Genomic DNA, 19547 nt, shown 5'->3' on the forward strand with positions numbered 1-19547 from the left:
GCGGCGCAATCTTACCCGCTGGAATGCGCCGACTCCATGGCCTGATCATAGGACAATTCGAGGCCTTCCAGGTTGCCCTCTTTGCGCCATTTGTCGAGCAACCGCAGGAATGCCACCGGCCCGCGCCAATATTGACTGTTTCTTGCCGCGATCGGATCGAACACGCCTTCGTTGTTGTAGTAGCCCGGCGTGCATTCGGCGAGATAGGTCTGCCGGCCGAGCGCGGCCTTGACGACCTCTTCGACCCAGGCATTCTCGGCGGCAAGCGTCGGCTCCAGGGTGCGTGCGTTGCGCTCGCGCGCCTGCTTGATGACATAGGCGATGTGCTGCGACTGCTCGTCGATGATGTGCGGAAAATTGGCGCTCTGGCCGGCCTGCACGGTGACGATCAGGAAGCAGTTCGGAAAGCCGCGGCTGTAGAAGCCGTGCAGCGTCTTGACGCCGTCCTGCCAGCGCTCGGACAGGCTCATGCCGTCGCGGCCATAGACCTCGAAGCCCATGCGGCGCGCGTAATCGGTGCCGACCTCGAAGCCGCTGGCATAGATCAGGCAGTCGAGCTCGTAGGCTTTGCCGCCGGCAACGACGGCATTCTCGGTGATGCGTTCGACGCCCTTTCCCCCGGTATCGACGAGATGCACGTTGGGACGGTTGAAGGTGTCCAGATATTCGTCGTGGAAGCACGGCCGCTTGCAGAACGCCTTGTACCAGGGCTTGAGCGCAGCCGCGGTCGCCTCGTCCTTGACCACGGTGTCGACGCGCGCGCGGATCTCCTCCATCTTGCGGTAGTCGGCCTGCTCGATGACCTTCAGTGCTTCCTCAATCGAGGTCACCGGCTGCTTTTGCCGGCGCGGTGCCAGCAGGATCTCGCCGAGCAGGCCGGTCCAGCCGTCCTGCACCAGGTCCTGCTCGAACGGCTCGCCTGAAATCACGGCGGTAAAATTGTCCATGCGTTCGCGCTGCCAGCCCGGCTTGAGGCTCTGCGCCCAGGCCGGGTCCGTCGGACGATCGTCGCGAACCCCGATTGCGGACGGCGTGCGCTGGAACACATAGAGCTCCTTGGCCGAGCGGCCGAGATGCGGCACGCATTGCACGGCAGTGGCGCCGGTGCCGATGATGCCGACGCGCTTGCCGGCAAGACCGGTCAGGCCACCATCCGCGTTGCCGCCGGTGTAGCCGTAATCCCAGCGGCTGGTGTGAAAGCTGTGACCTCTGAACGTCTCGATGCCGGGAATGCCCGGCAGCTTCGGACGGCTCAGCGGTCCGCCGGCGAGGATGACGAAGCGCGCGCGGATCTGGTCGCCCCTGTTGGTCTCGACCAGCCAACGCGCCTCATGCTCCTGCCACGTCATCCGCGAGATAACGGTCTGAAACAGCGCGCGCTCGTACAACCCGAAATGACGGCCGATGCGGCGCGAGTGCTCGTAGATCTCCGGCGCCCGGGCATATTTGCGGATCGGCATGTAACCGGTCTCTTCCAGCAGCGGCAGGTAGATATAGCTCTCGGTATCGCAGGCGGCGCCGGGATAACGATTCCAGTACCAGGTGCCGCCGAAGTCGGCGGCCTTTTCCACGATACGAAAATCCGCGATGCCGGCCTCGCGCAATCGCGCGCCACACAGCAGGCCGCCGAAGCCACCGCCGACGATGAGCACTTCGGTCGTTTCGCTGATGGCCGCGCGCGCAAATCCGGGATCGGCCCAGGGGTCGTCGAGATAACGGCCGAACTCGCCCGCAACCTCGACATACTGCGCCTTGCCCTCGGCGCGCAGACGGCGGTCGCGCTCGTCGCGATAACGGGCACGGAGGGCGGAAATATCGACCGTAGAAGCGCCGCTTGCATCGGTCTTGTGTCTTTCCGCTGACATTCGATTCCTCCCGCGCATGCTGCTTCGGCGGCAGCTCACCGCACGTTAGCGCCGAAAAAGCGCGGCATGCAATCACGCTGATTGTTTTTTGCGTGAACGCTGCGTGACGTTCCGCTAACCTCGAGCGCAAATCACGAGCCTACGCCATGCAACGACATGGCTATCCGGAGGGAGACCATGCAGGGATTGATGATGGACATGCCGCTGCTGATCAGCGGCCTGATCCAGTATGCGGCCGATTATCATGGCGAAGCCGAGATCGTCGCACGCGAGATCGAGGGCGACATCCATCGCTACACCTACTCAGACGCGCATCCGCGCATCAAGCGCATGGCGCTGGCGCTGAAGCGGCTCGGCATGAAGCAAGGCGATCGCGTCGGAACGCTGGCCTGGAATACACACCGGCATTTCGAGATGTTCTACGCCGCGCCGGGCATGGGCTACGTGCTGCACACGGTCAATCCCAGGCTGTTTCCCGAGCAGCTCGTCTACATCATCAATCATGCCGAGGACCGCCTGCTCTTCATCGACCGCGCCACGCTGCCCATCGTGGAAGCGATCGCGCCGCAGCTGAAGACGGTCGAGGCCTATGTCGTGATGTCCTCGCGCGAGCGGATGCCGGAGACGAAGCTTGCGAATGTGCATTGTTACGAAGAGCTTCTGGAACGCGAGAACGACGCCGGCTTCGCCTGGCCGGAGTTCGACGAGAAGGCCGCCTCGACGATCTGCTACACCTCGGGCACGACGGGCAATCCCAAGGGCGTGATCTACTCGCACCGCGCCGCGATCCTGCAGACCATGACCTGCTGCAATTTCGACTTCCTGCCGGGACACGTCGAAGGCGTGCGCGAGGTGATGATGCCGATGGCGCCGCTCTTCCACGGCAATGGCTGGAATATGCCGTTCACAGCGCCCTATACGGGATCGAAGCTCGTGCTGCCCGGCCGCAACTACGAGCCGGACAAGCTTTATGAATTGCTGGAAGGCGAGAAGGTGACACTGTCGGCGGGCGTGCCGAGCTTCTGGCTGATCCTGCTCGATTGGCTTGGGCGGACCGGCAACAGATTCTCGACCCTGCGCGCGACGTTGTCGTCGGGCTCGGCCCCGCCGCGCGCGATGGTCGAGAAGCTCAAACGCGAGTACAATGTCGATTACATCCAGGCCTGGGGCATGACCGAGGCGCTGGGCTGCTCGATGCCGGGCCTGCGGCCGGGCTCGGAGCATCTCAGCGAGAAGGAGAAATTCGACCGCCGTCAGGTCTCCGGCCGTGCCTGCTTCGGCACGCATTTGCGCATCGTCGACGACGCCGGCATTGAGCTGCCGCGCGACGGCAAGACGGTCGGCCATTTGCGCGCCCGCGGGCCCTGGGTTGCCTCCGGCTACATGAAGCTGGACGAAGGCCTCGACCGCGACGGCTGGCTGATCACCGGCGACATGGCCGTGATCGACCCACAAGGCCACGTCACGTTGACCGATCGTTCCAAGGACGTGATCAAGTCCGGGGGCGAGTGGATCTCCTCGATCCAGCTCGAGGACATCGCCCTGTCCCACCCCGACGTGCTGCAAGCGGCCGTCGTCGCGATCAGCCACGAGAAATGGCAGGAGCGCCCCCTGCTCCTCGTCGTCCGCAAGAAGGGAGCGACCGTCGACGGCAAGACGCTGCTCGAGCACATGCGTCCGAAGATCGCGAGCTGGTGGCTGCCGGACGCCGTCGAATTCCTCGACGAATTCCCGATGACCGGCACCGGCAAGGTGCTGAAATCGGCGCTGCGCGAACGATTCAGGGAGTACAGGGTCGCATAACGCCCGTCAGCGCCCGGCCGCCTCGCCTCAGTTTACCGCGTACACGTCAGGATCGGCGCTCGAGCTCGGTTTCTTGAAGGCGTTGCGCAAGGCGGATGACATCGGGACGTTGTAGTTGAGGCCGTTCGGCGGCGTCGGCGATTGCAGCCACTTCTTGTAGAGCACCTCGATCTCGGGGCTGGCATAAAGCTCCGCGGTGGCGCGATCGGCGAGCGCCTTGAACGGCGCATCCTCCCGCCGCAGCATGATGCCGTAGGGCTCGGGCTTGGAGAACGCCTCCTCGCTGATCATGTAAGCTTGCGGCTCCTTCGACCGCGCGATCGCGACCGCGAGCTGGACGTCGTCGAGCGCATAGGCCTGGGCGCGGTCGGTCTCCAGCAGCAGGAACGCCTCGGCCTGGTCCTTGGCCGGCATGATGTTGATGCCGAGATTGCGCTCGGTATTGACCTTGGCGAGCTGCGTGAGGTTCACAGATCCCGCGACCGCCGTGACCGCCTTGCCCTTGAGATCGTCGATGGTCTTGATGCCCGCCGCCTTCCTGGCCGCGAACCGCGTCGCGCTGAGGAAGTGCGTGTTGGTGAAGGCGACCTGCTTCTGGCGGTCGGCATTGTTGGTGGTCGCCGAGCAATGCAGGTCGAGCGTGCCGTTGACCATCAAGGGAATCCGGTTCGAGGACGTCACCGCGACAGTCTCGACCGAAATGTCTGATATGCCGAGTTGCTTCTTCACGGCTTCGACGATACGGAGGCAGATGTCCATGGCAAAGCCGACCGGCTTCTGGTTGCCGTCGAGATAGCTGAATGGGACGGAGGCCTCCTGATAGCCCAGCGTGATCTTCTTGGTCTCCTTGACCTTCTGGAGCGTGCCCGTGAGATCTTCGGCCGAAGCTGCGCCGGCAAGACATGTCAGGGCCAGGAGAATGGTCGGTAGGCGCATCAGAGGCTCCTCAAGGGATTGGTGTCGAGCGATCGAGGAGCTGATAGCCTAGAGGTCGGTCATGCGCCAGACGAGGCTGCGTCTACCAGCCATCGCTGTTTGATATACATTCCGTCGCGGCGCCCATCGGCGCGTCACTCGCAGGTCAGCTGCTGCTCGAACCAGCCGCTCAGCCGATCCGACAGGGACGGCCACATCCGCCGGAAGCTGTCGAGCTTGCCGACATTGGCGCGATACATCGCCCGCAATTCGCGCTCGATGGCCGGCAGGTCGACGCCCGTGCAGACCCCGTCCCGCGCGATCGTCCTGCCGGCGACGACCACCTCCTTCACCAGCGACGCATTGCCACGCGCAAACAGCAGCGCCATGGGATCGACCGGCATGATCTGGTCACGATCGAGCCGATCAAGATCGATCACGACGTAGTCGGCCGGATTGCCCGCCGCGAGCTCACCATTCCCGGGCGCCCCGGTCGCATGGCGTCCGTTGCGGATGGCGAGCGAAAACATCTCGGGCGGCGTCCATGTCGCCTTGAAGCCGAGGCCGCCATGGACCATCTGCACCAGCCGCATCTCGCGCAAAATGTCGTCATCCTCGTCCAGCGCCAGGCCGTCGACGCCCACAGTGATGGCGCAGCCGCATCTGTGCGCGGCGGCGATCGGGGCGAGGCCCGAGCGCAAATGCATGTTCGAGCTGAAATTGGTGACGATGCGTGCGCCGGAGGCGGCGATCATCTCCAGCTCATCCGGACGGGCGTGAATGCAATGCGCCAGCGTCAGCCGCTCGGAGAGAAAGCCGACATCGCGAAGCCAGCGCACCATGTCCGGAAAGTGCTGGTCGGCCCAGGCGCGCTGGTACACTGTTTCCAGCAGATGCATGTGAATGCGGCGACCGGTCCGCGCGGAGTTCTCCGCGACGGCCTCCAGCAGCGGCTTCGAGCACCATTGCACACCGGCCGGCCCGAGCTGCACGTCCACCATCGGCCCGGCGGTGGCTGCGGCAATTGCGTCGGTGAGCTCGACATAGGCCTTCGGCGACAGCGGCGCGCGAACGAAGAGATCCTCGATGGTCTTGCGTTCGTTCCCGGGAAGCCCAGAAAGCAACGGCTCGGCATCACCGTAGACGATGGGATTCTGATCGCGCACCGCCAATGCAAAGGCGATGCGGATGCCGACCTCGGATGCGGCTTTCGCGATGGCCTTGGCCTCGTCCAGCAGCGGCATCGTCCCGCTCGGACGCGTGTAATGGACCATCATCGCCGCGCAGCCTGCCTTGGCGGAACGGGCCAATGCCGAGACGGCTGTCAGATAGGGATCGATCGGCGAGCCCAGCGCGGTTCGCAAAATCCAGCTTTCCAGGGGCATGCCGACCGCACCGAAGGACGACGCCGTGGCACGGGCATGATCATGGGCGTTGACGAAGGCGGGGATGACGAAGGAGCGAGGCGCCGGCCCCGCTCCTTCCGAGATTTCGGTGATGACGCCGTCGTCGTGCCGCAGCACGACGTTCTCGCTGACGCCACGGTCAGGGCCACGGAACAGGCTGGTTGCCGAGATCTCCGTGGCCATGGCTGTTCCTCCAAGTTCAGTTGGCAGTGTACACCAGCTCCCGCTCCGCGCGCGGCGGCAGGAATTCGCGCGAGAACACCTCGGCCGGCGTCGGCGCACGGGCGAGCTGATAGCCCTCGACCACGATGCCGATCGCGCGCGTCATCCGTTCGTCCTTGATGTCGCCGATGCCGATCTCCTTCATCTCCGGCGAGACGATCAGCTTCTCGAAGGAATATTGCAGCCGGCGCTTCTCCACCTCGGCGTTAATGAGGTTGTCGTAGTTCAGTGCCGCCTTCATGCCGGCATTCTGGTCCTTGGCGATCGCGATCGCACCCTTGTTGATGGCGCGCACCAGGCCCGCGACGGCCTTCGGATTCGAGGCGATCAGCTTGCGGGAGACCATCACGCCGTTGGAGTAGAGATCGAGGCCATATTCACCGAACGAAAACCATTTGAAGTCCTTGTCCGGATCCTGGCGGTTGAGCACCAGATTGAAATAGCTGGTGATGTTGAAGACGAGGGCCGCATCGATGTCGCCCTTGATCAGCATCGGCTCCTGCAGGTTCGGCGCCATGTTGGAGATCTTGATCTTCTCGCCGTCGAGCCCGTTCTTGCGGGTGAACACCGGCAACAAGCGCGTCGTCGGCGTGCCCTGCGCACCGCCGAGCGTGCGGCCCTCGAAATCCTTGATGGTGTTGATGCCGCTGCTCTTCTTGGCGACGATGGCGAACGGCGGCTGGTTCCACATCATGTAGACCATGACGGGCGCCTCCTGCGGCTTGGTCGAGGCGTTCTGGATGATGGCGTTGACGTCGCCGAAGCCGGCGTCATAGGCGCCGGACATCACACGCGTGACGGTGGCGCCGGAGCCCTCGCCCTGATCGATGACGACGTTGAGGCCTTCCTCCTTGAAGAAGCCGTTGTCCTTGGCATAGAAGAAGGCAGCGTCGCTGCCCTGGGTTTTCCAGCCCAGTGTGAACTTGATCGTGGTCTCCTGGGCGATTGCGGCCCCCGTGGACAGGGCCAATGCCAACAGCGCGGCAGTTACGTTTCTCAACATCGAGACCTCCTCAAGCTTCGTTGCGTGACGGTTGGAAAAATCAGGTGGCGATCACGTCGTTCTTGCGCGTGGCCCAGCCGGTGACCTGCCCTTCGATCAGCGAGAACACGACGTAGAGCGCGACACCGAGCCCGGCGAGCACGAACAAGCCGGCGAACACCAGCGGCACGTTAAAATTGGAGGACGCGGTCATCATGACGTTGCCGATGCCGCGGTTGGAGGCGACCGTCTCAGACAGCACCGCGCCGACGAAGGCGTAGGAGATCGCAACCTTCAGCGAAGCAAAGAAGAACGGCATGGTGCGCGGCAGACCAACATTCCAGAGGATGTCGAGCTTGCTGGCGCCGAGCGCCTTCAAGACGTCCTCAAGCTCGGGCTCGGTGGTAGCAAGGCCGGTCGCGATGTTGACCACGATCGGGAAGAAGCAGATCGACAGCGCAGTCAGCACCGCCGGCACCGTGCCGGAGCCGAACCACAGCACGAAGATCGGCACCACCGCGACCTTGGGGATCGAGGAGAAGCCGATCAGCAGCGGATAGCAGGTGTCGTAGGCCGTCTTCGACACGCCGATGATCGCGCCGAGGGCGACGCCGAGCGCGACGCCAAGCACGAAGCCGAGCATGGTGGTGGCCAGCGTCTGCACGATATGCGGCCACAGTACCGGGAAGCGCTGGACCAGCGTCACGAACACCTGCGAGGGTCGCGGCAGCACCAGGTCGGACATGCCGGACATTAGGCAGAACAGCTCCCAGGCGACGAAGAACAGCACGATCAGCCCCGCCGACCACGCTTTCTGCCTGACATCGATCCCGAACATCAGCCTGCCCCCTGATCAGCGGCGCTGCGCGCATCCTCGATGAAGGCGCGCAGCTTCTGGTTCAGCGCGACGAAATCCGGCTCGAACGTCATCGCGACCGTGCGCGGCCGCGCGAATTCGACGCGGCTGTCGTCGAGGATGCGGCCGGGGCGCGCGCTCATCACGCAGATGCGGCTGGCAAGGAAGCCCGCCTCGCGCAGATCGTGCGTCACCAGCAGCACGGTCGGCTTGTGCGTCATCCAGAGATTCTGGAGGATCGCCCATAGCTCCTCGCGGGTGAACTGGTCGAGGGCGCCAAAGGGCTCGTCGAGCAGCAGCATGCGCGGCTCGTGGATCAGCGCGCGGCAGAGATTGGCGCGCTGGAGCATGCCGCCGGAGAGCTGCCAGGGATAGCGATTGCCGAAGCCCTTGAGGCCGACCTGCTCCAGCAGGGCATTAGCCTTGTCGCGGAATTCGGTCTTGCGCAGCTTGCGGAACTTCGAGCGGAACGGCTCGACGATCTTCAGCGGCAGCATGATGTTCCGCTCGATCGTCATCCACGGCAGCATGGTCGGGTTCTGAAAGGCCATGCCGACCCGCATCGCCCGCGCCGCCACTTCGCGGCCGCCGACGATGACGACGCCGCTGGTCGGCTGCACCAGGCCGCTGACCAGCCGCAAAATGGTCGATTTGCCGCATCCGGATGGGCCGACCAATGCGACAAACTCGCCGTCGGCGATCTTGAGCGTGGTCTTCGACAAAGCAGGCACGGCGCGGTCGCCGCGCCCGAAGGTGACCGAGGCCTCGGACAGCTCGATGGCGGGCGTGGCCGAGCCTTCGGGAACGGGCTGGCCGTCGAATTGGGCGTTGGGTTGCATGCGCATCACAGGAAAAGTGCATGCAAGCTGGATGCCAGCGATCGAGCCCCGCGAAATCAATGGCCTAGCCGAAATCCGCGCCAAATCGCCGGATTCGATTTAGGCAGTCCGGAGGCCAAACGGCATGCAATTGGAGCGCTGAATCGACGCGAGCCTGTGCTAAAGAGAGATGTCACTCCCATGGGATTTGCCGATGGCGGCGCGCGCCAGTAGCAAGACTTCTGAATCGTCGGACAAGGTCAGCGTGATCTGCCGCGCGCTCCGGCGCGCCATCATCGAACAGGCGCTGGAGCCAGGCGCCAAGCTGCCGGAGGATGCGCTCGGCGAACGTTTCGGCGTCAGCCGCACCATCGCCCGCCATGCACTGGGCCAACTCGCCGCCGAAGGCCTAGTCGAGCTCCGCCGCAACCGGATCGCCGTAGTGGCGACGCCGAGCTGGCAGGAGGCGCGCGATGCCTTCGACATTCGCATCGAGCTCGAACGCCTCGTCGTGCGCCAGCTCGCGGGCAAGCTGACCAAGGCGCAGATCGCCGAGCTGAACGCCCATGTCGATGCCGAAGATCGCGCCCGCGACGGCACGGATGCGGTGTCGATCCGCCTCGCGACCGAATTCCACATCCTGCTCGCGCACATGACGAACAGCCCAATCCTGGTGCGCTATGTCAGCGAGGTCGCCTATCGCTGCTGCCTGACGCTGTCGCTTTACAGCCGGCCGCATTCCACCGAATGCGCCATCAACGAGCACCGCGCCATCATCGCAGCGCTGGCCAAGGGCGATGCGGCCAAGGTGATGGAATTGATGCATCATCACCTGGATTCGGTGGCCAATCGTGCGCTGGTCGCTCCCACTCCGCAGCGCGGCCGCGATCTGCTCGACATCCTCGCACCCTATGCGGACGAGGTGACGAGCAATCGGGTGATCAAGCTGCCGAAGCTGGCTCGACGGAGTTAGGCCTCGATGCCGCGCTGAACGAGAATGCGCTCGGCGCTATCGTTCCAGACGTCCATCTTCACGATCTGCCCGTCCCTCACGACAAAGCGATCGACATAGCGGTTGCCCTCGAACGGCGTGCCGTCCATCCACTCGCCATAGAGCGTGCCGACGCTGTAGACGACGGTCTCGTCCGCGCCCGGGCAGACGTCGAACCGGTCCATCTTCTTCTTGACCCAGCGATAGCGCTTCGCGTTGAAGCCGGTCGGCCCGCGCGGATGGTCGAACGCGCGCCCACCGGTGAACGTGATCACCGTGCCAGGCTTCATATAGGCCGCAGCGGCATCGGGATCCGGTATCATCGAAGCGGTGAGATAGGCTTCGACAATCTCGGCGTCGGTCATCGGGCTTTCGGCTTTTGCGGGAATAGACATCGCGGGATTCTCTTGGGACGCCGCTATTTTACAATCTGGGCCTCAAAGTGCATGCACATTTTTTAGACAATACGGCCTCAGCACTGCACACAATCTGGAGCTGCCCCCTCCCGCGGCTTCGGCTAGGCTGCTGCAGCTGAATCCAACGCCATGACCACCCAAGCCGCCTTCGACCTGGTCTTCCGCAACGCGCTGTTGCGCTCTTCCGCCGCACCCGTCGATATCGGCGTGAAGGACGGCCGCATAGCCGCGATCGCGCCGAAGTTGGCGTGCGAGGCCGCCGAGATCGAGGTCGGCGGCCTCCTCGCCCTCCCCGGCTTCGTCGACACCCACATCCATCTCGACAAGGCCTGCCTGCTCGGCCGCTGCGGCCACGATCACGGCAGCGTCTCGGAGGCGATCCGCGCCGTCGCCGCGATGAAGAAGGATTTCACGATCGAGGACGTCTACGCGCGCGGCGCCAGAGTGCTCGAACGCGCCATCGTCAACGGCACGACGCGCATGCGCACGCATGTCGAGATCGACCCTCGCATCGGCCTTCGCGGCTTCGAGGCGGTCAAGGCGCTGAAGCGCGATTACGCCTGGGCGATCGATCTCGAGCTCTGCGTCTTCCCGCAGGAAGGCCTCACCAATGATCCCGGAGCCGAGGAGCTGCTGGCCCAGGCGCTGCGCGAAGGCGGCGAGGTCATTGGCGGTTGTCCCTACATGGACACCGACCCGAACGCCCATCTCGCGCGCATCTTCGATCTCGCTGAGGAATTCGACATCGACGTCGATCTCCATCTCGATTTCGACCTCGATCCCTCCTGGTGGCATATCGACGAGGTCTGTCGCCAGACCGAGCAGCGCAGCTACAGCGGACGCGTCGCGATCGGCCATGCCACGAAACTGTCGGCCTTGCCCCCCGAACGGATGAAGGCGGCCACTGCGCAACTGGCAAGGTCAGGCGTTGCGGTCACCGTCCTGCCCGCGACCGATCTCTATCTGATGGGGCGCGAGGCCACGCACAACGCGCCGCGCGGGCTGACCCTCGCCCACAAGCTTGCCGGCGACGGCGTGCTCTGCTCGGTCGCGACCAACAACGTGCTCAATCCCTTCACGCCGTTCGGCGATGCCTCGCTGCTGCGGATGGCGAACTTCTATGCGAACGTCGCGCACGCCTCGGTCAGCGACTTCGACACCTGCCTGGACCTCGTGACCGGGCTGCCGGCCCGGCTGATGAACCTCGCCGACTACGGCATCGAGGTCGGCAATCCCGCCGATCTGATCGTGGTCGATACCAAGGACAGCCGATTCGCCATCGCCGAGCTGCCTGACGTCCTGATGGGCTTCAAGCGCGGCCAGCAGACATTTGCACGGCCGCGGCCGACCCTGTTCAAGAGCTGAGCGCGTTTCGCGGCCGATATTTCGGGCATCGCGCGCACGACCTGATCGGGCCGCGGGGCCACGGCAGTTCGATTTTACCGCCGGTCCGCGCCGACCCGAGTTCGGTAGAATCCCGGACCGTAGCTCAACGCATTGCGAGGCAGGCCGCGCCGTCGTAACTAGAACGTGCACTGACAATCTGCGTTCAGTGGGGAAGTATGAGTCTGTTCAGCGCATTCAGCAGCATCGATGATTCCGTCCACGCCCGAACGCCGACCGATACGGCGGTGAATCGGCTGGACGGCATCGGCCACGTTCTCTCGGGCCTCGACATCTCGGCCATCCAGACGCAGGCCGACGTGAACCGTACGCTCTGGACGCTCGATGCCGCTAGCAAGTGCGTTCGCGCCGTGCTGGCGGAGTTCCGCACCCAGCCGGCCACCGAGCAGCTCGTCCGTAAAGCCCGCAATCTGATCGACCTCATCGAACGCGCGCGTGACCAGGTCGGGAGCTTCGAATCCCGCGACCCGGTCCTGAGCTGACTATTTCGTCCGATTGATCTTCGCCAGGATCCGGTCCGCCTCGGTGCGCCAGTCCGCACTGCGGGCGAACTCCCCGCTGCCTCTCAACCCGAACTGCCCCTCATCGGCGAGATCGGCCATCCAGGCCTGCCGCTCGGCCGTGCCTTGCGCCGACCACGGCGTCAGGCCCGCCTCGCGCACGGTCTCGGCGACCTCCCGCACCTCTTCCGCCCGGCGGCGGCCGTGCTCGATCACGCGCTGGAAGCAATAGGCGCCCAGCTCCTCCCAATCGATGCCGGGGAACGTTTCCGCAAGCGACGCCAGCACCGCATCCTCGACGCCATAGGCACGCGCCGTCGTGAAGCTCTCGATGACCATGGCCTCAAGGCCCTTGATCATGATGCTGCGGCACATTTTGACGGCCGAGGACACGCCAAGCTTGTCACTGGCAACCTTGGCCGCGAAACCGATCGTATTCAGAAGCGGCTCGAGCTCCCTCGCGCCGGGTCCGCCGAGCAGCAAAGGCACCTTGATGCGATAAGGCGGCACCGAGGTCATCACCGCGCCCTCGACATAGCGCCCGGCGGCACCATCGATCAGCGCCGCCGCGCGCTGCTTGGCACCAGGAGAGGCCGAGTTGAAATCGAGAAACCAGGTGCCCTGATTGAGCGCTGCCGCACAGGCCTTTGCGACCGGCACGGCCTGGCTCGCCGTGACGGCGGAGATGATGAAGTCGGACTTCGCGGCCAGCTCGGCGTGAGAAGTTGCAAGAGCGACACCGAATTTCGCCGCATGCCCTTGCAGCAACGCGCCCTGCTCGCCTCCGAGCTTGATGTCGTAGGCTGAGACCTTGATGTCCTGCTGGCGCAAATCCTCGGCCAAAATCCTGCCGACCTCGCCATAGCCGACCAACCCGATCTGCCAGCGCCTGGGATCACCTGCCATCAGTTCAGTCCTCGTGTCGTCTCGTCAAAGAGCTCATCGACCGAATAGCGGCGAGGGATCAGCGCCTGCTGGAATGCGTAGTCGATGATCAGCTCGAGCGGTTTTCTGTTGGCCTCGATCCCGTACGGAACGAGGTCCGGCGTTGCCGTCGGTCCCGTCTGCGCCTTGTTCCGCTTGAGCAGATCATAGACGCCGGCGACCACGTCGGGGCGCGATTTCGCCAGGCTCTCGGTCACGACCACGAGATGGTTGACCGGCACGACGCCGCGCCGCGAATACCATCGGGCGGCCTCCGCGGCCGGATCGGGAAACAGCGGCTTCAGCTTGGGATCATCGGAGGTTTCGCCGAGGACAGCATCGAGCTCGCCGTCGAGCAGCATCTGCAGGATCTTCTTGTCCTTCGGCGCGCGCTCGGTGGTGTCGACATATTCGGCCACATGCGGATTCTCGAAGGTGATCCAGCGAATCCTGTCGAGATCGACGCCGTAATCGTTGGCGAGGATACCCCTGATCCAAGCGCCCGTCGTGGTCGTGAAGGAGCGGATACCGACCCGCTTGCCTTCGAGATCGGTGGGCCCGAGCGTCCCATGCGCGGGATTATAGAGAGCGTAGGAATGCTGGAAGCGGCCGAGCATGGTCGCCGGCATCAGCACCAGCGGCTTGCCGTGCGCTTTCGCCATCAAATAGGTGACGATCGCCATCTCGCAGACGTCAAAGGCCTGCTCGCGCACCATCGGCTTGAACGCCGTGTTGGTCGGCGTGTATTCGATGAAATCGAGATCGAACAGGTCGGAACGGAGCGCCCCGCTCTTCACCGCCTGCACATGGTGGTGACTGCCGAGTACGACCTTCAGCTTGATGTTGCGGACCGGCTTCATGCCAGCTCGTCCGCAACCGTCGGAAACAGGCGCTGATAGGCCTCGCCATAGGTCATGGCAACGCCGGTGTTGCGGCTGCCCTGGATGCCGCGGTTGAGCGCGACGCGCTCGTAATAGCCCCAGAGATGCTTTTGCGCAGCGAGGATCTGGAACGCCTCGTATTTCTCCTTCCAGACCTCGTCGATCTTGAGGATCGTGTCCGGCTTGTAATTGCACTGCTCGGGCTGGTGCGGCTCGAACAGGAACACCGGCGGCGCCGAATATTTGTACTGCGCGCCGGGCTTGTGGCCCATGGCCTGCGCGACCACACGCGTCTCCTGCGCGAAATGCGCCGCGTTCGGATGGTCGAAATTATAGGGGTCTTCCAGCGCATGCGTCAGCACGAAGCTCGGATTTAGCTCGCGGTAGATGTCGACCATGCGGTCGAAATGCGCGTCGGTGAGCTTCAGCGGATAGTCACCGCAATCGAAGAACTCGATCTCGGCACCGAGCAGCTTGGCCGCCCGTTCCGCCTCGTCCTTGCGGCCGGCCTTGACCGATTCCAGCGTCGCGCCCTGCTCCTTCCAGGCGAACTGGCTCTCGCCGCGCTCGCCGAAGGACAGGCACACGATCTTCATCCGATAGCCCTTCTTCGCATGCAGTGCGATGGCGCCGCCGGCGCGCCAGACGAAATCGCCGGGATGGGCGGTGACGACGAGACCTGTTTTCATGGGCTACTCCTTTTCGTTCGTATGCATGCGTCCACAGCGCATGTCCGCGCAGCGTGCCGGGCGCGATGACGTCGTCACGCCTCGAACCCCAACAGGCGCGCGGGATTGTCGACCAAAATCTTCGTCTGCACCTCCGGCTCCGGCGCGAACAGCGGAATCAGATCGACGAGATCGCCGTCGTTCGGCATCACCTTGACGTTGGGATGCGGCCAGTCTGTGCCCCAGATGACACGATCCGGCGCGGTCTCGACGATCTTTCGCGCGAACGGCACCGCATCGGTGAACGGCGGACCGATAGAGGACACCCGCTCCGGGCCGCAGATTTTCACCCAGCACTTCTCGTCGCGCTGCATCAGCTCGATCAGTATCTTGAACGGCAGCTGGTCTAGCCCATCGGCCGCCTTCACCCGACCCATATGGTCGATGGTGTAAGTCAGCGGCAGCCTTGTGAGCATGTCGGCATATTCGGGCAGATCGATCGCATCGAAATGCAGGTCGACGTGCCAGCCGAGCGGTGCGACCATCGCGACGATGCGGTCGAACACGCGCTTGTCGGGTACGCCGCCGAGATGGCGGACGAAATTGAAGCGGCAGCCGCGAAAGCCGCCCTCGTGCAGGACGCGCAGGTCGCGCTCGGTGATGGCGCCATCGATATTGGCGACGGCCCGGTAGGCGCCATTGCTCTCAGCGATCGCATCGAGCGCCACCCTGTTGTCGGTGCCGTGCACGCTGGCATTGACAATGACGGCGCGCTCCACGCCGAGCTTGGCATGCAGGAAGCGAAAATCCTCCAGCGGTGCATCCGGCGGCGTGTAGGAGCGATCCGGCGCGTAAGGGTATTTCGCGCCGGGCCCGAAGATGTGGCAATGCGCGTCACACGACAGCTGCGGCAGCCTGAACTTCGGCGTGCGCGTGTTCGGGTCGGGCGGTGGGATGGTCGGCGTGTACATCATCGTCATGAGGTGAACCGCCGAAGCGAGATTTCTTGCTTCACGCCTTGCCGGCGACGACCGGCCGCCGCCGCGCCGGCGCGGCCTCATCCAGCGCCGGCGCCTGGAAGGCCGCGACGGTGGCCTGCACCAACTGCTCGATGGCGCAAGCGGCATCGCTGCCGTCGGCCTCGCCGCGCGACAGGCGCGACACGCGCTCCGGCGTCACCAGCGAATAATAGAGCGCGCCGAGCAGGAAATGGCTGCGCCAGACGATGTCCGTGCGCGGAATGTGCGGCAGGCTCTCATGCACCGCGTCGATGAAGGCATGGCTGGTGTCGTCGAAGGTCTGCGCGATGATCTTTCGCGCGACCTCGTTGCCTTCCGCTGACATCACCGCGCGCAGCCGCGTGAAACGCGCCCCGCCACCGGCGAGATCGCTGCCCGAGGTGAAGGCCGGCACCACATAGGCGCGAACGATCGCCTCCAGCCGGTCCTGGAGATCGCGCACGCGCTTTGCGGCCGCGAGCAGCTCGGAACGGCGCAGATTCATCGGCCCGCAATGACGCCGGTAGATCTCCAGCAGCAAACCGTCCTTGGTCTTGAAATGATAGGTCACGCTGCCCGGATTTGCCCCGGCAGCTTGCGCAATGTCGCGCACCGATACGGCATTGAAGCCGTTGGTGGAGAACAGCTCCTCCGCGGCGGCGAGGATCGCCTCGCGCATGTTCGGCTTGCGGGCCGCTTCCTTGCTGGTGGGCTTGCGTACCATGAGATTTGTACTATCGTACAAAAGATCAGGTCTCGTCAACAAGAACGTGGTCATAGCGGGACGGCGCAGGCGCGTAAGCGCCGTTCAGTGACTGGCGCTCGCCCGCATCTTCTCCGGCGGTGCGGGACGCAGTCCGAGATCGCCCTCTCCGTCTCCCGACGGGATCAGGATGGCGCGGTCGCGCGGCAGCGCCTCCGGCATCTCGTCGCGGATGAAGGCGATGAGCTTCTCCCTGATCTCGCAGCGCAGGTCCCACGACTGCGGTGCGTTCCTGGCACTGACCAGCGCCCGAAGCTCGATGGTGCGCGAATCGGCATCGATCACCTGGAGATTCACCACCTCCCCGTCCCACAGCTTCGACTGCTTCACCGCCTCCTCCAGCCAGCGTCGGATGCGCGGGACGTCGGCGCGGTAGTCGACATGCAGCGCGACGACGCCGATGAGGGATGCGGTGTCGCGCGTCCAGTTCTGGAACGGCTTTTCGATGAAGTAGGACAGCGGCACCACCATGCGGCGCCAATCCCACAGCCGGATCACGACATAGGTCGAGGCGATGTCCTCGATCCAGCCCCATTCGTTTTCGATGATCACCGCATCCTCGATGCGGATCGGCTGGGTGATCGCGATCTGCAGGCCGGCGATCAGATTGCTCAGCAGCGGGCGCGCGGCAAGGCCGACGATGATGCCGGCAGCACCTGCGGAGGCGAATAGGCTGACTCCGTATTGCTTCACGGAGTCGAACGTCATCAGCGCGGCGGAGACCGTGATGATGACGATGATGGTGTCGGTGACGCGCTTGAACACGCGCACCTGCGTGACGTGCTTGCGCGCGACGAAATTTTCGGTGACATCGCGAAAATTCTGCAAGTAGCGCGCCGCGCTCATGTCGACGATCCGGATCGAGATCCAGCCGATCAGCGCGATAAAGGCCACGACGAACAGCCGCGTCAGGGGGGTGCGGATCGTATCGTCGAGCGGCGCCAGCGGCAGCACCATTGCGACGGCGGCAAGGCAAAGCGCCATTTGCGCGGGGCCCGAGGTGCGCTCGATGAACACGCTCAAGAGCGGAAGCCGCGTTCCGAAAGCGCGGTTGAGCAGCCATGTGGCGACCCGGTAGGCGAGCAGGGCAAGAAGGATCGCGCCGGCAACCAGGGTGAGGCCGATGAACCATGACGGTATCCAGCCGAACATCCTGTCGATATCGGCCGTCAGAGCCTGCCAATCCATGGATCATCCCCATCATTGCATTCACGCAACCCGCACAACGCATCCCGGCCGGCTTCGCTCCCCCGCCCCGTGCAATGCAGCATCCCGCAGGTGCAACCGTCGCTGAGCTGCGCTAGGCTTGTCGCCATGACTCGACGAACCGGCAGCGCCGATCTTCCTCTTCATACCGGGCGGGTTCCGCCCTGGCTGGCAAGTCGCATGTCCTCGCTCGGGGCGATCGTCACCCAGGCGATCGTGCATCATTACGGCCGCGACGCGTTTCTGCAGCGCTTGTCGCATCCATTCTGGTTCCAGTCGTTTGGCGCCGTGATGGGAATGGACTGGCACTCCTCCGGCATCACCACCTCGGTGATCGGCGCGCTGAAGCGCGGGCTCGGACCGCTCCAGGACGAGCTCGGGATCTACGTCTGTGGCGGTCGCGGTCAGCATTCGCGCAAGACGCCGGACGAGCTGTTGCAGCTCGGCGACCGCGTCGGATTCGACGGCGTCAAGCTGACCAGGGCCAGCCGTCTGGTCGCCAAGGTCGACAGCGCCGCGGTCCAGGACGGCTTTGACCTTTACCTGCACGGCTTCTTCGTCACCACTGACGGCAAATGGACGGTGGTGCAGCAGGGCATGAACGGCGACAAGCGGCAGGCGCGGCGCTATCACTGGCACTCCGAGGCGCTGAAAAGCTTTGTCGATACGCCGCACAGCGCAATCGACGGGCCGCAGCAGGGGGAGATCGTCAATCTCACCGATCATCGCGCCGATCTGTCTCGGACGGCACAGCTCGAGCTGCTCTCCGACCTCGGCCCGGATCGCATCGTCTCCGAATTCGAGCGGCTCACGGGGACCTCGTCCACGCCGGCGCAAGGCATGCTGCCGCATCTGATCATGCCTGCGCATCATGATGTGCGGCCCAAGGACGTGTTCGCGCGCCGCTTGCACGGTACGCTCGCCGCTGCAGCCGAACGCGGCCCGGTGGATTTTCCGGAGCTGCTGCTGACGCCGGGCGTCGGCGCGCGCACGGTGCGCTCGCTGGCGATGGTCGCCGAGGTCGTGCACGGCGCGCCCTATCGCTTCACCGACCCCGCCCGTTTCTCGCTCGCCCATGGCGGCAAGGACCGGCATCCCTACCCCGTTCCGATCAAGGTCTATGACGAGACCATCCGGGTGCTGAAGGGCGCGATCCGAAGCGCGAAGCTCGGACGCGACGAGGAGATGCAGGCGATCAAGCGCCTCGACGACCAGGCACGGCGGTTGGAGCGGACCGCGCGCGGCCCCTCAGTCGATGCTTTCATCGCCGGCGAACGTGCAGCCTCGCCGGAGCTCGACGGCCGTTCGGTGTTCGGCTGGGAGCGTGACCTTGCGCCCACAAAAAAGCGGACCGGCTGAACACCGGTCCGCAAGTTGGCGGAACGAACGCCCTCTCAGGTCTCGTCGGCCTCCGGCTTCTCATCGAGCCGGTTTGCTGCGTGGTCCTGATATTGTTCGGTCTGGATGGACTTGCCGTCCATGCCGCGAATGTCCGAATGCTGTTTCTTATCTCGGTTGGACAGGACCATGTTGTCGCCGATCATCTCCTTCGGCACGTCGGTCAATGCGCCGGTGCCGTCGCCCTTGCCATGCATGCCCGATCTGAAGTGCGTCTTGCTGCCATGCCCACCAGGCATCAGTCTCTCCTCTCTTCCGATGATTTAGTGCTTCTGTTGTGCCGCCGTCGGTTTGGGCGGCTTGTGGCCGCTCTGACCGGGATCGTTGTGCTTGTTGTGATCACTCTCCTGGTTGAGACCGCCGCGGCTCACTGGAAACTCGCTGTGACGAGCTTCGGGGTTGGCACGATGGACGCGCGTGTCTTGCGGGTTATGACCAGCGGCCTGTTCAAGTTCTCGCGCATCCGGAACATCGGGCTTCCGCTCGAGGATGCGCACTTGCTGTTCGTGAGTCTTCTTGCCCTGCATTGTG

The 19547-nt window shown here is 64.3% G+C and carries 20 protein-coding genes; 5 read left to right on the forward strand and 15 right to left on the reverse strand.

Features of this window, described 5'->3' with window-relative positions:
• Positions 1-11 precede the first annotated feature (11 nt).
• Positions 12-1865, reverse strand: a complete 1854-nt coding sequence (locus ACM43_RS37910; protein ID WP_271547181.1) for a flavin-containing monooxygenase — start codon at positions 1863-1865, stop codon at positions 12-14.
• Positions 1866-2042: 177 nt separating this feature from the next.
• Here ACM43_RS37910 and ACM43_RS37915 point away from each other — a divergent pair, with 177 nt between their 5' ends.
• Positions 2043-3668 (forward strand): long-chain fatty acid--CoA ligase, encoded by a 1626-nt coding sequence (locus ACM43_RS37915; RefSeq protein ID WP_271547182.1) that lies wholly within the window; start codon positions 2043-2045, stop codon positions 3666-3668.
• 27 nt (positions 3669-3695) lie between these two features.
• Here the strand turns inward: ACM43_RS37915 and ACM43_RS37920 are convergent, their stop codons facing one another.
• The 5 genes from ACM43_RS37920 to ACM43_RS37940 all read right to left on the reverse strand — a co-directional run bounded on the left by ACM43_RS37920 (position 3696) and on the right by ACM43_RS37940 (position 8888).
• Positions 3696-4604, reverse strand: a complete 909-nt coding sequence (locus tag ACM43_RS37920) for an amino acid ABC transporter substrate-binding protein (RefSeq protein ID WP_271547183.1) — start codon at positions 4602-4604, stop codon at positions 3696-3698.
• 134 nt (positions 4605-4738) lie between these two features.
• Positions 4739-6172, reverse strand: a complete 1434-nt coding sequence (locus ACM43_RS37925) for an amidohydrolase family protein (RefSeq protein WP_271547184.1) — start codon at positions 6170-6172, stop codon at positions 4739-4741.
• 16 nt (positions 6173-6188) lie between these two features.
• Complete coding sequence (locus ACM43_RS37930; protein WP_157282277.1) at positions 6189-7214, reverse strand: ABC transporter substrate-binding protein; 1026 nt, start codon at positions 7212-7214, stop codon at positions 6189-6191.
• 40 nt (positions 7215-7254) lie between these two features.
• Complete coding sequence (locus ACM43_RS37935) at positions 7255-8031, reverse strand: ABC transporter permease (protein WP_157282278.1); 777 nt, start codon at positions 8029-8031, stop codon at positions 7255-7257.
• Positions 8031-8888: an ABC transporter ATP-binding protein gene (locus ACM43_RS37940; protein WP_271547185.1), complete on the reverse strand. Its 858-nt coding sequence runs from the start codon at positions 8886-8888 to the stop codon at positions 8031-8033. The genes ACM43_RS37935 and ACM43_RS37940 overlap by 1 nt, the downstream gene beginning before the upstream one ends.
• A gap of 193 nt (positions 8889-9081) precedes the next feature.
• On the opposite strand from ACM43_RS37940, the gene ACM43_RS37945 reads away from it, so the two are divergent.
• Positions 9082-9840: a GntR family transcriptional regulator gene (locus tag ACM43_RS37945; RefSeq protein ID WP_157282280.1), complete on the forward strand. Its 759-nt coding sequence runs from the start codon at positions 9082-9084 to the stop codon at positions 9838-9840.
• On the opposite strand, the gene ACM43_RS37950 is transcribed toward ACM43_RS37945, so the two are convergent.
• On the reverse strand, positions 9837-10253 hold the full coding sequence (locus tag ACM43_RS37950; RefSeq protein WP_157282281.1) for a nuclear transport factor 2 family protein: 417 nt from the start codon (positions 10251-10253) through the stop codon (positions 9837-9839). The two genes, ACM43_RS37945 and ACM43_RS37950, sit on opposite strands and share 4 nt — an antisense overlap.
• Before the next feature lie 150 nt (positions 10254-10403).
• Here ACM43_RS37950 and ACM43_RS37955 point away from each other — a divergent pair, with 150 nt between their 5' ends.
• Together ACM43_RS37955 and ACM43_RS37960 are read left to right on the forward strand one after the other, a co-directional pair.
• Complete coding sequence (locus ACM43_RS37955) at positions 10404-11639, forward strand: amidohydrolase family protein (RefSeq protein WP_271547186.1); 1236 nt, start codon at positions 10404-10406, stop codon at positions 11637-11639.
• A gap of 197 nt (positions 11640-11836) precedes the next feature.
• On the forward strand, positions 11837-12160 hold the full coding sequence (locus ACM43_RS37960; RefSeq protein WP_271547187.1) for a hypothetical protein: 324 nt from the start codon (positions 11837-11839) through the stop codon (positions 12158-12160).
• Here the strand turns inward: ACM43_RS37960 and ACM43_RS37965 are convergent, their stop codons facing one another.
• The 6 genes from ACM43_RS37965 to ACM43_RS37990 form a co-directional block, all read right to left on the reverse strand.
• Positions 12161-13084 (reverse strand): DUF1932 domain-containing protein, encoded by a 924-nt coding sequence (locus ACM43_RS37965; RefSeq protein ID WP_271547188.1) that lies wholly within the window; start codon positions 13082-13084, stop codon positions 12161-12163.
• Positions 13084-13962 carry a hypothetical protein gene (locus tag ACM43_RS37970; protein WP_271547189.1) on the reverse strand — a complete coding sequence of 293 codons (879 nt, stop codon included), beginning with the start codon at positions 13960-13962 and terminating at the stop codon, positions 13084-13086. The genes ACM43_RS37965 and ACM43_RS37970 overlap by 1 nt, the downstream gene beginning before the upstream one ends.
• Positions 13959-14672 carry a PIG-L deacetylase family protein gene (locus tag ACM43_RS37975; protein WP_271547190.1) on the reverse strand — a complete coding sequence of 238 codons (714 nt, stop codon included), beginning with the start codon at positions 14670-14672 and terminating at the stop codon, positions 13959-13961. The genes ACM43_RS37970 and ACM43_RS37975 overlap by 4 nt, the downstream gene beginning before the upstream one ends.
• A gap of 74 nt (positions 14673-14746) precedes the next feature.
• On the reverse strand, positions 14747-15631 hold the full coding sequence (locus tag ACM43_RS37980; protein ID WP_271547191.1) for an amidohydrolase family protein: 885 nt from the start codon (positions 15629-15631) through the stop codon (positions 14747-14749).
• Between the two features lie 31 nt (positions 15632-15662).
• Positions 15663-16373: a TetR/AcrR family transcriptional regulator gene (locus tag ACM43_RS37985; protein ID WP_271547192.1), complete on the reverse strand. Its 711-nt coding sequence runs from the start codon at positions 16371-16373 to the stop codon at positions 15663-15665.
• 84 nt (positions 16374-16457) lie between these two features.
• Positions 16458-17600, reverse strand: a complete 1143-nt coding sequence (locus ACM43_RS37990) for a mechanosensitive ion channel family protein (RefSeq protein WP_128262252.1) — start codon at positions 17598-17600, stop codon at positions 16458-16460.
• A 126-nt stretch (positions 17601-17726) separates the two neighbouring features.
• Between ACM43_RS37990 and ACM43_RS37995 the strand changes: the two genes are divergently transcribed.
• On the forward strand, positions 17727-18977 hold the full coding sequence (locus tag ACM43_RS37995) for a DUF763 domain-containing protein (RefSeq protein WP_271547193.1): 1251 nt from the start codon (positions 17727-17729) through the stop codon (positions 18975-18977).
• Between the two features lie 35 nt (positions 18978-19012).
• On the opposite strand, the gene ACM43_RS38000 is transcribed toward ACM43_RS37995, so the two are convergent.
• On the reverse strand, positions 19013-19255 hold the full coding sequence (locus ACM43_RS38000) for a hypothetical protein (RefSeq protein ID WP_036001316.1): 243 nt from the start codon (positions 19253-19255) through the stop codon (positions 19013-19015).
• Positions 19256-19279: 24 nt separating this feature from the next.
• Positions 19280-19543 (reverse strand): hypothetical protein, encoded by a 264-nt coding sequence (locus ACM43_RS38005; protein WP_036022354.1) that lies wholly within the window; start codon positions 19541-19543, stop codon positions 19280-19282.
• Between the last annotated feature and the right edge of the window lie 4 nt (positions 19544-19547).

The organism is Bradyrhizobium sp. CCBAU 45321 (assembly GCF_028128975.1).
Taxonomy (GTDB): domain Bacteria; phylum Pseudomonadota; class Alphaproteobacteria; order Rhizobiales; family Xanthobacteraceae; genus Bradyrhizobium; species Bradyrhizobium yuanmingense.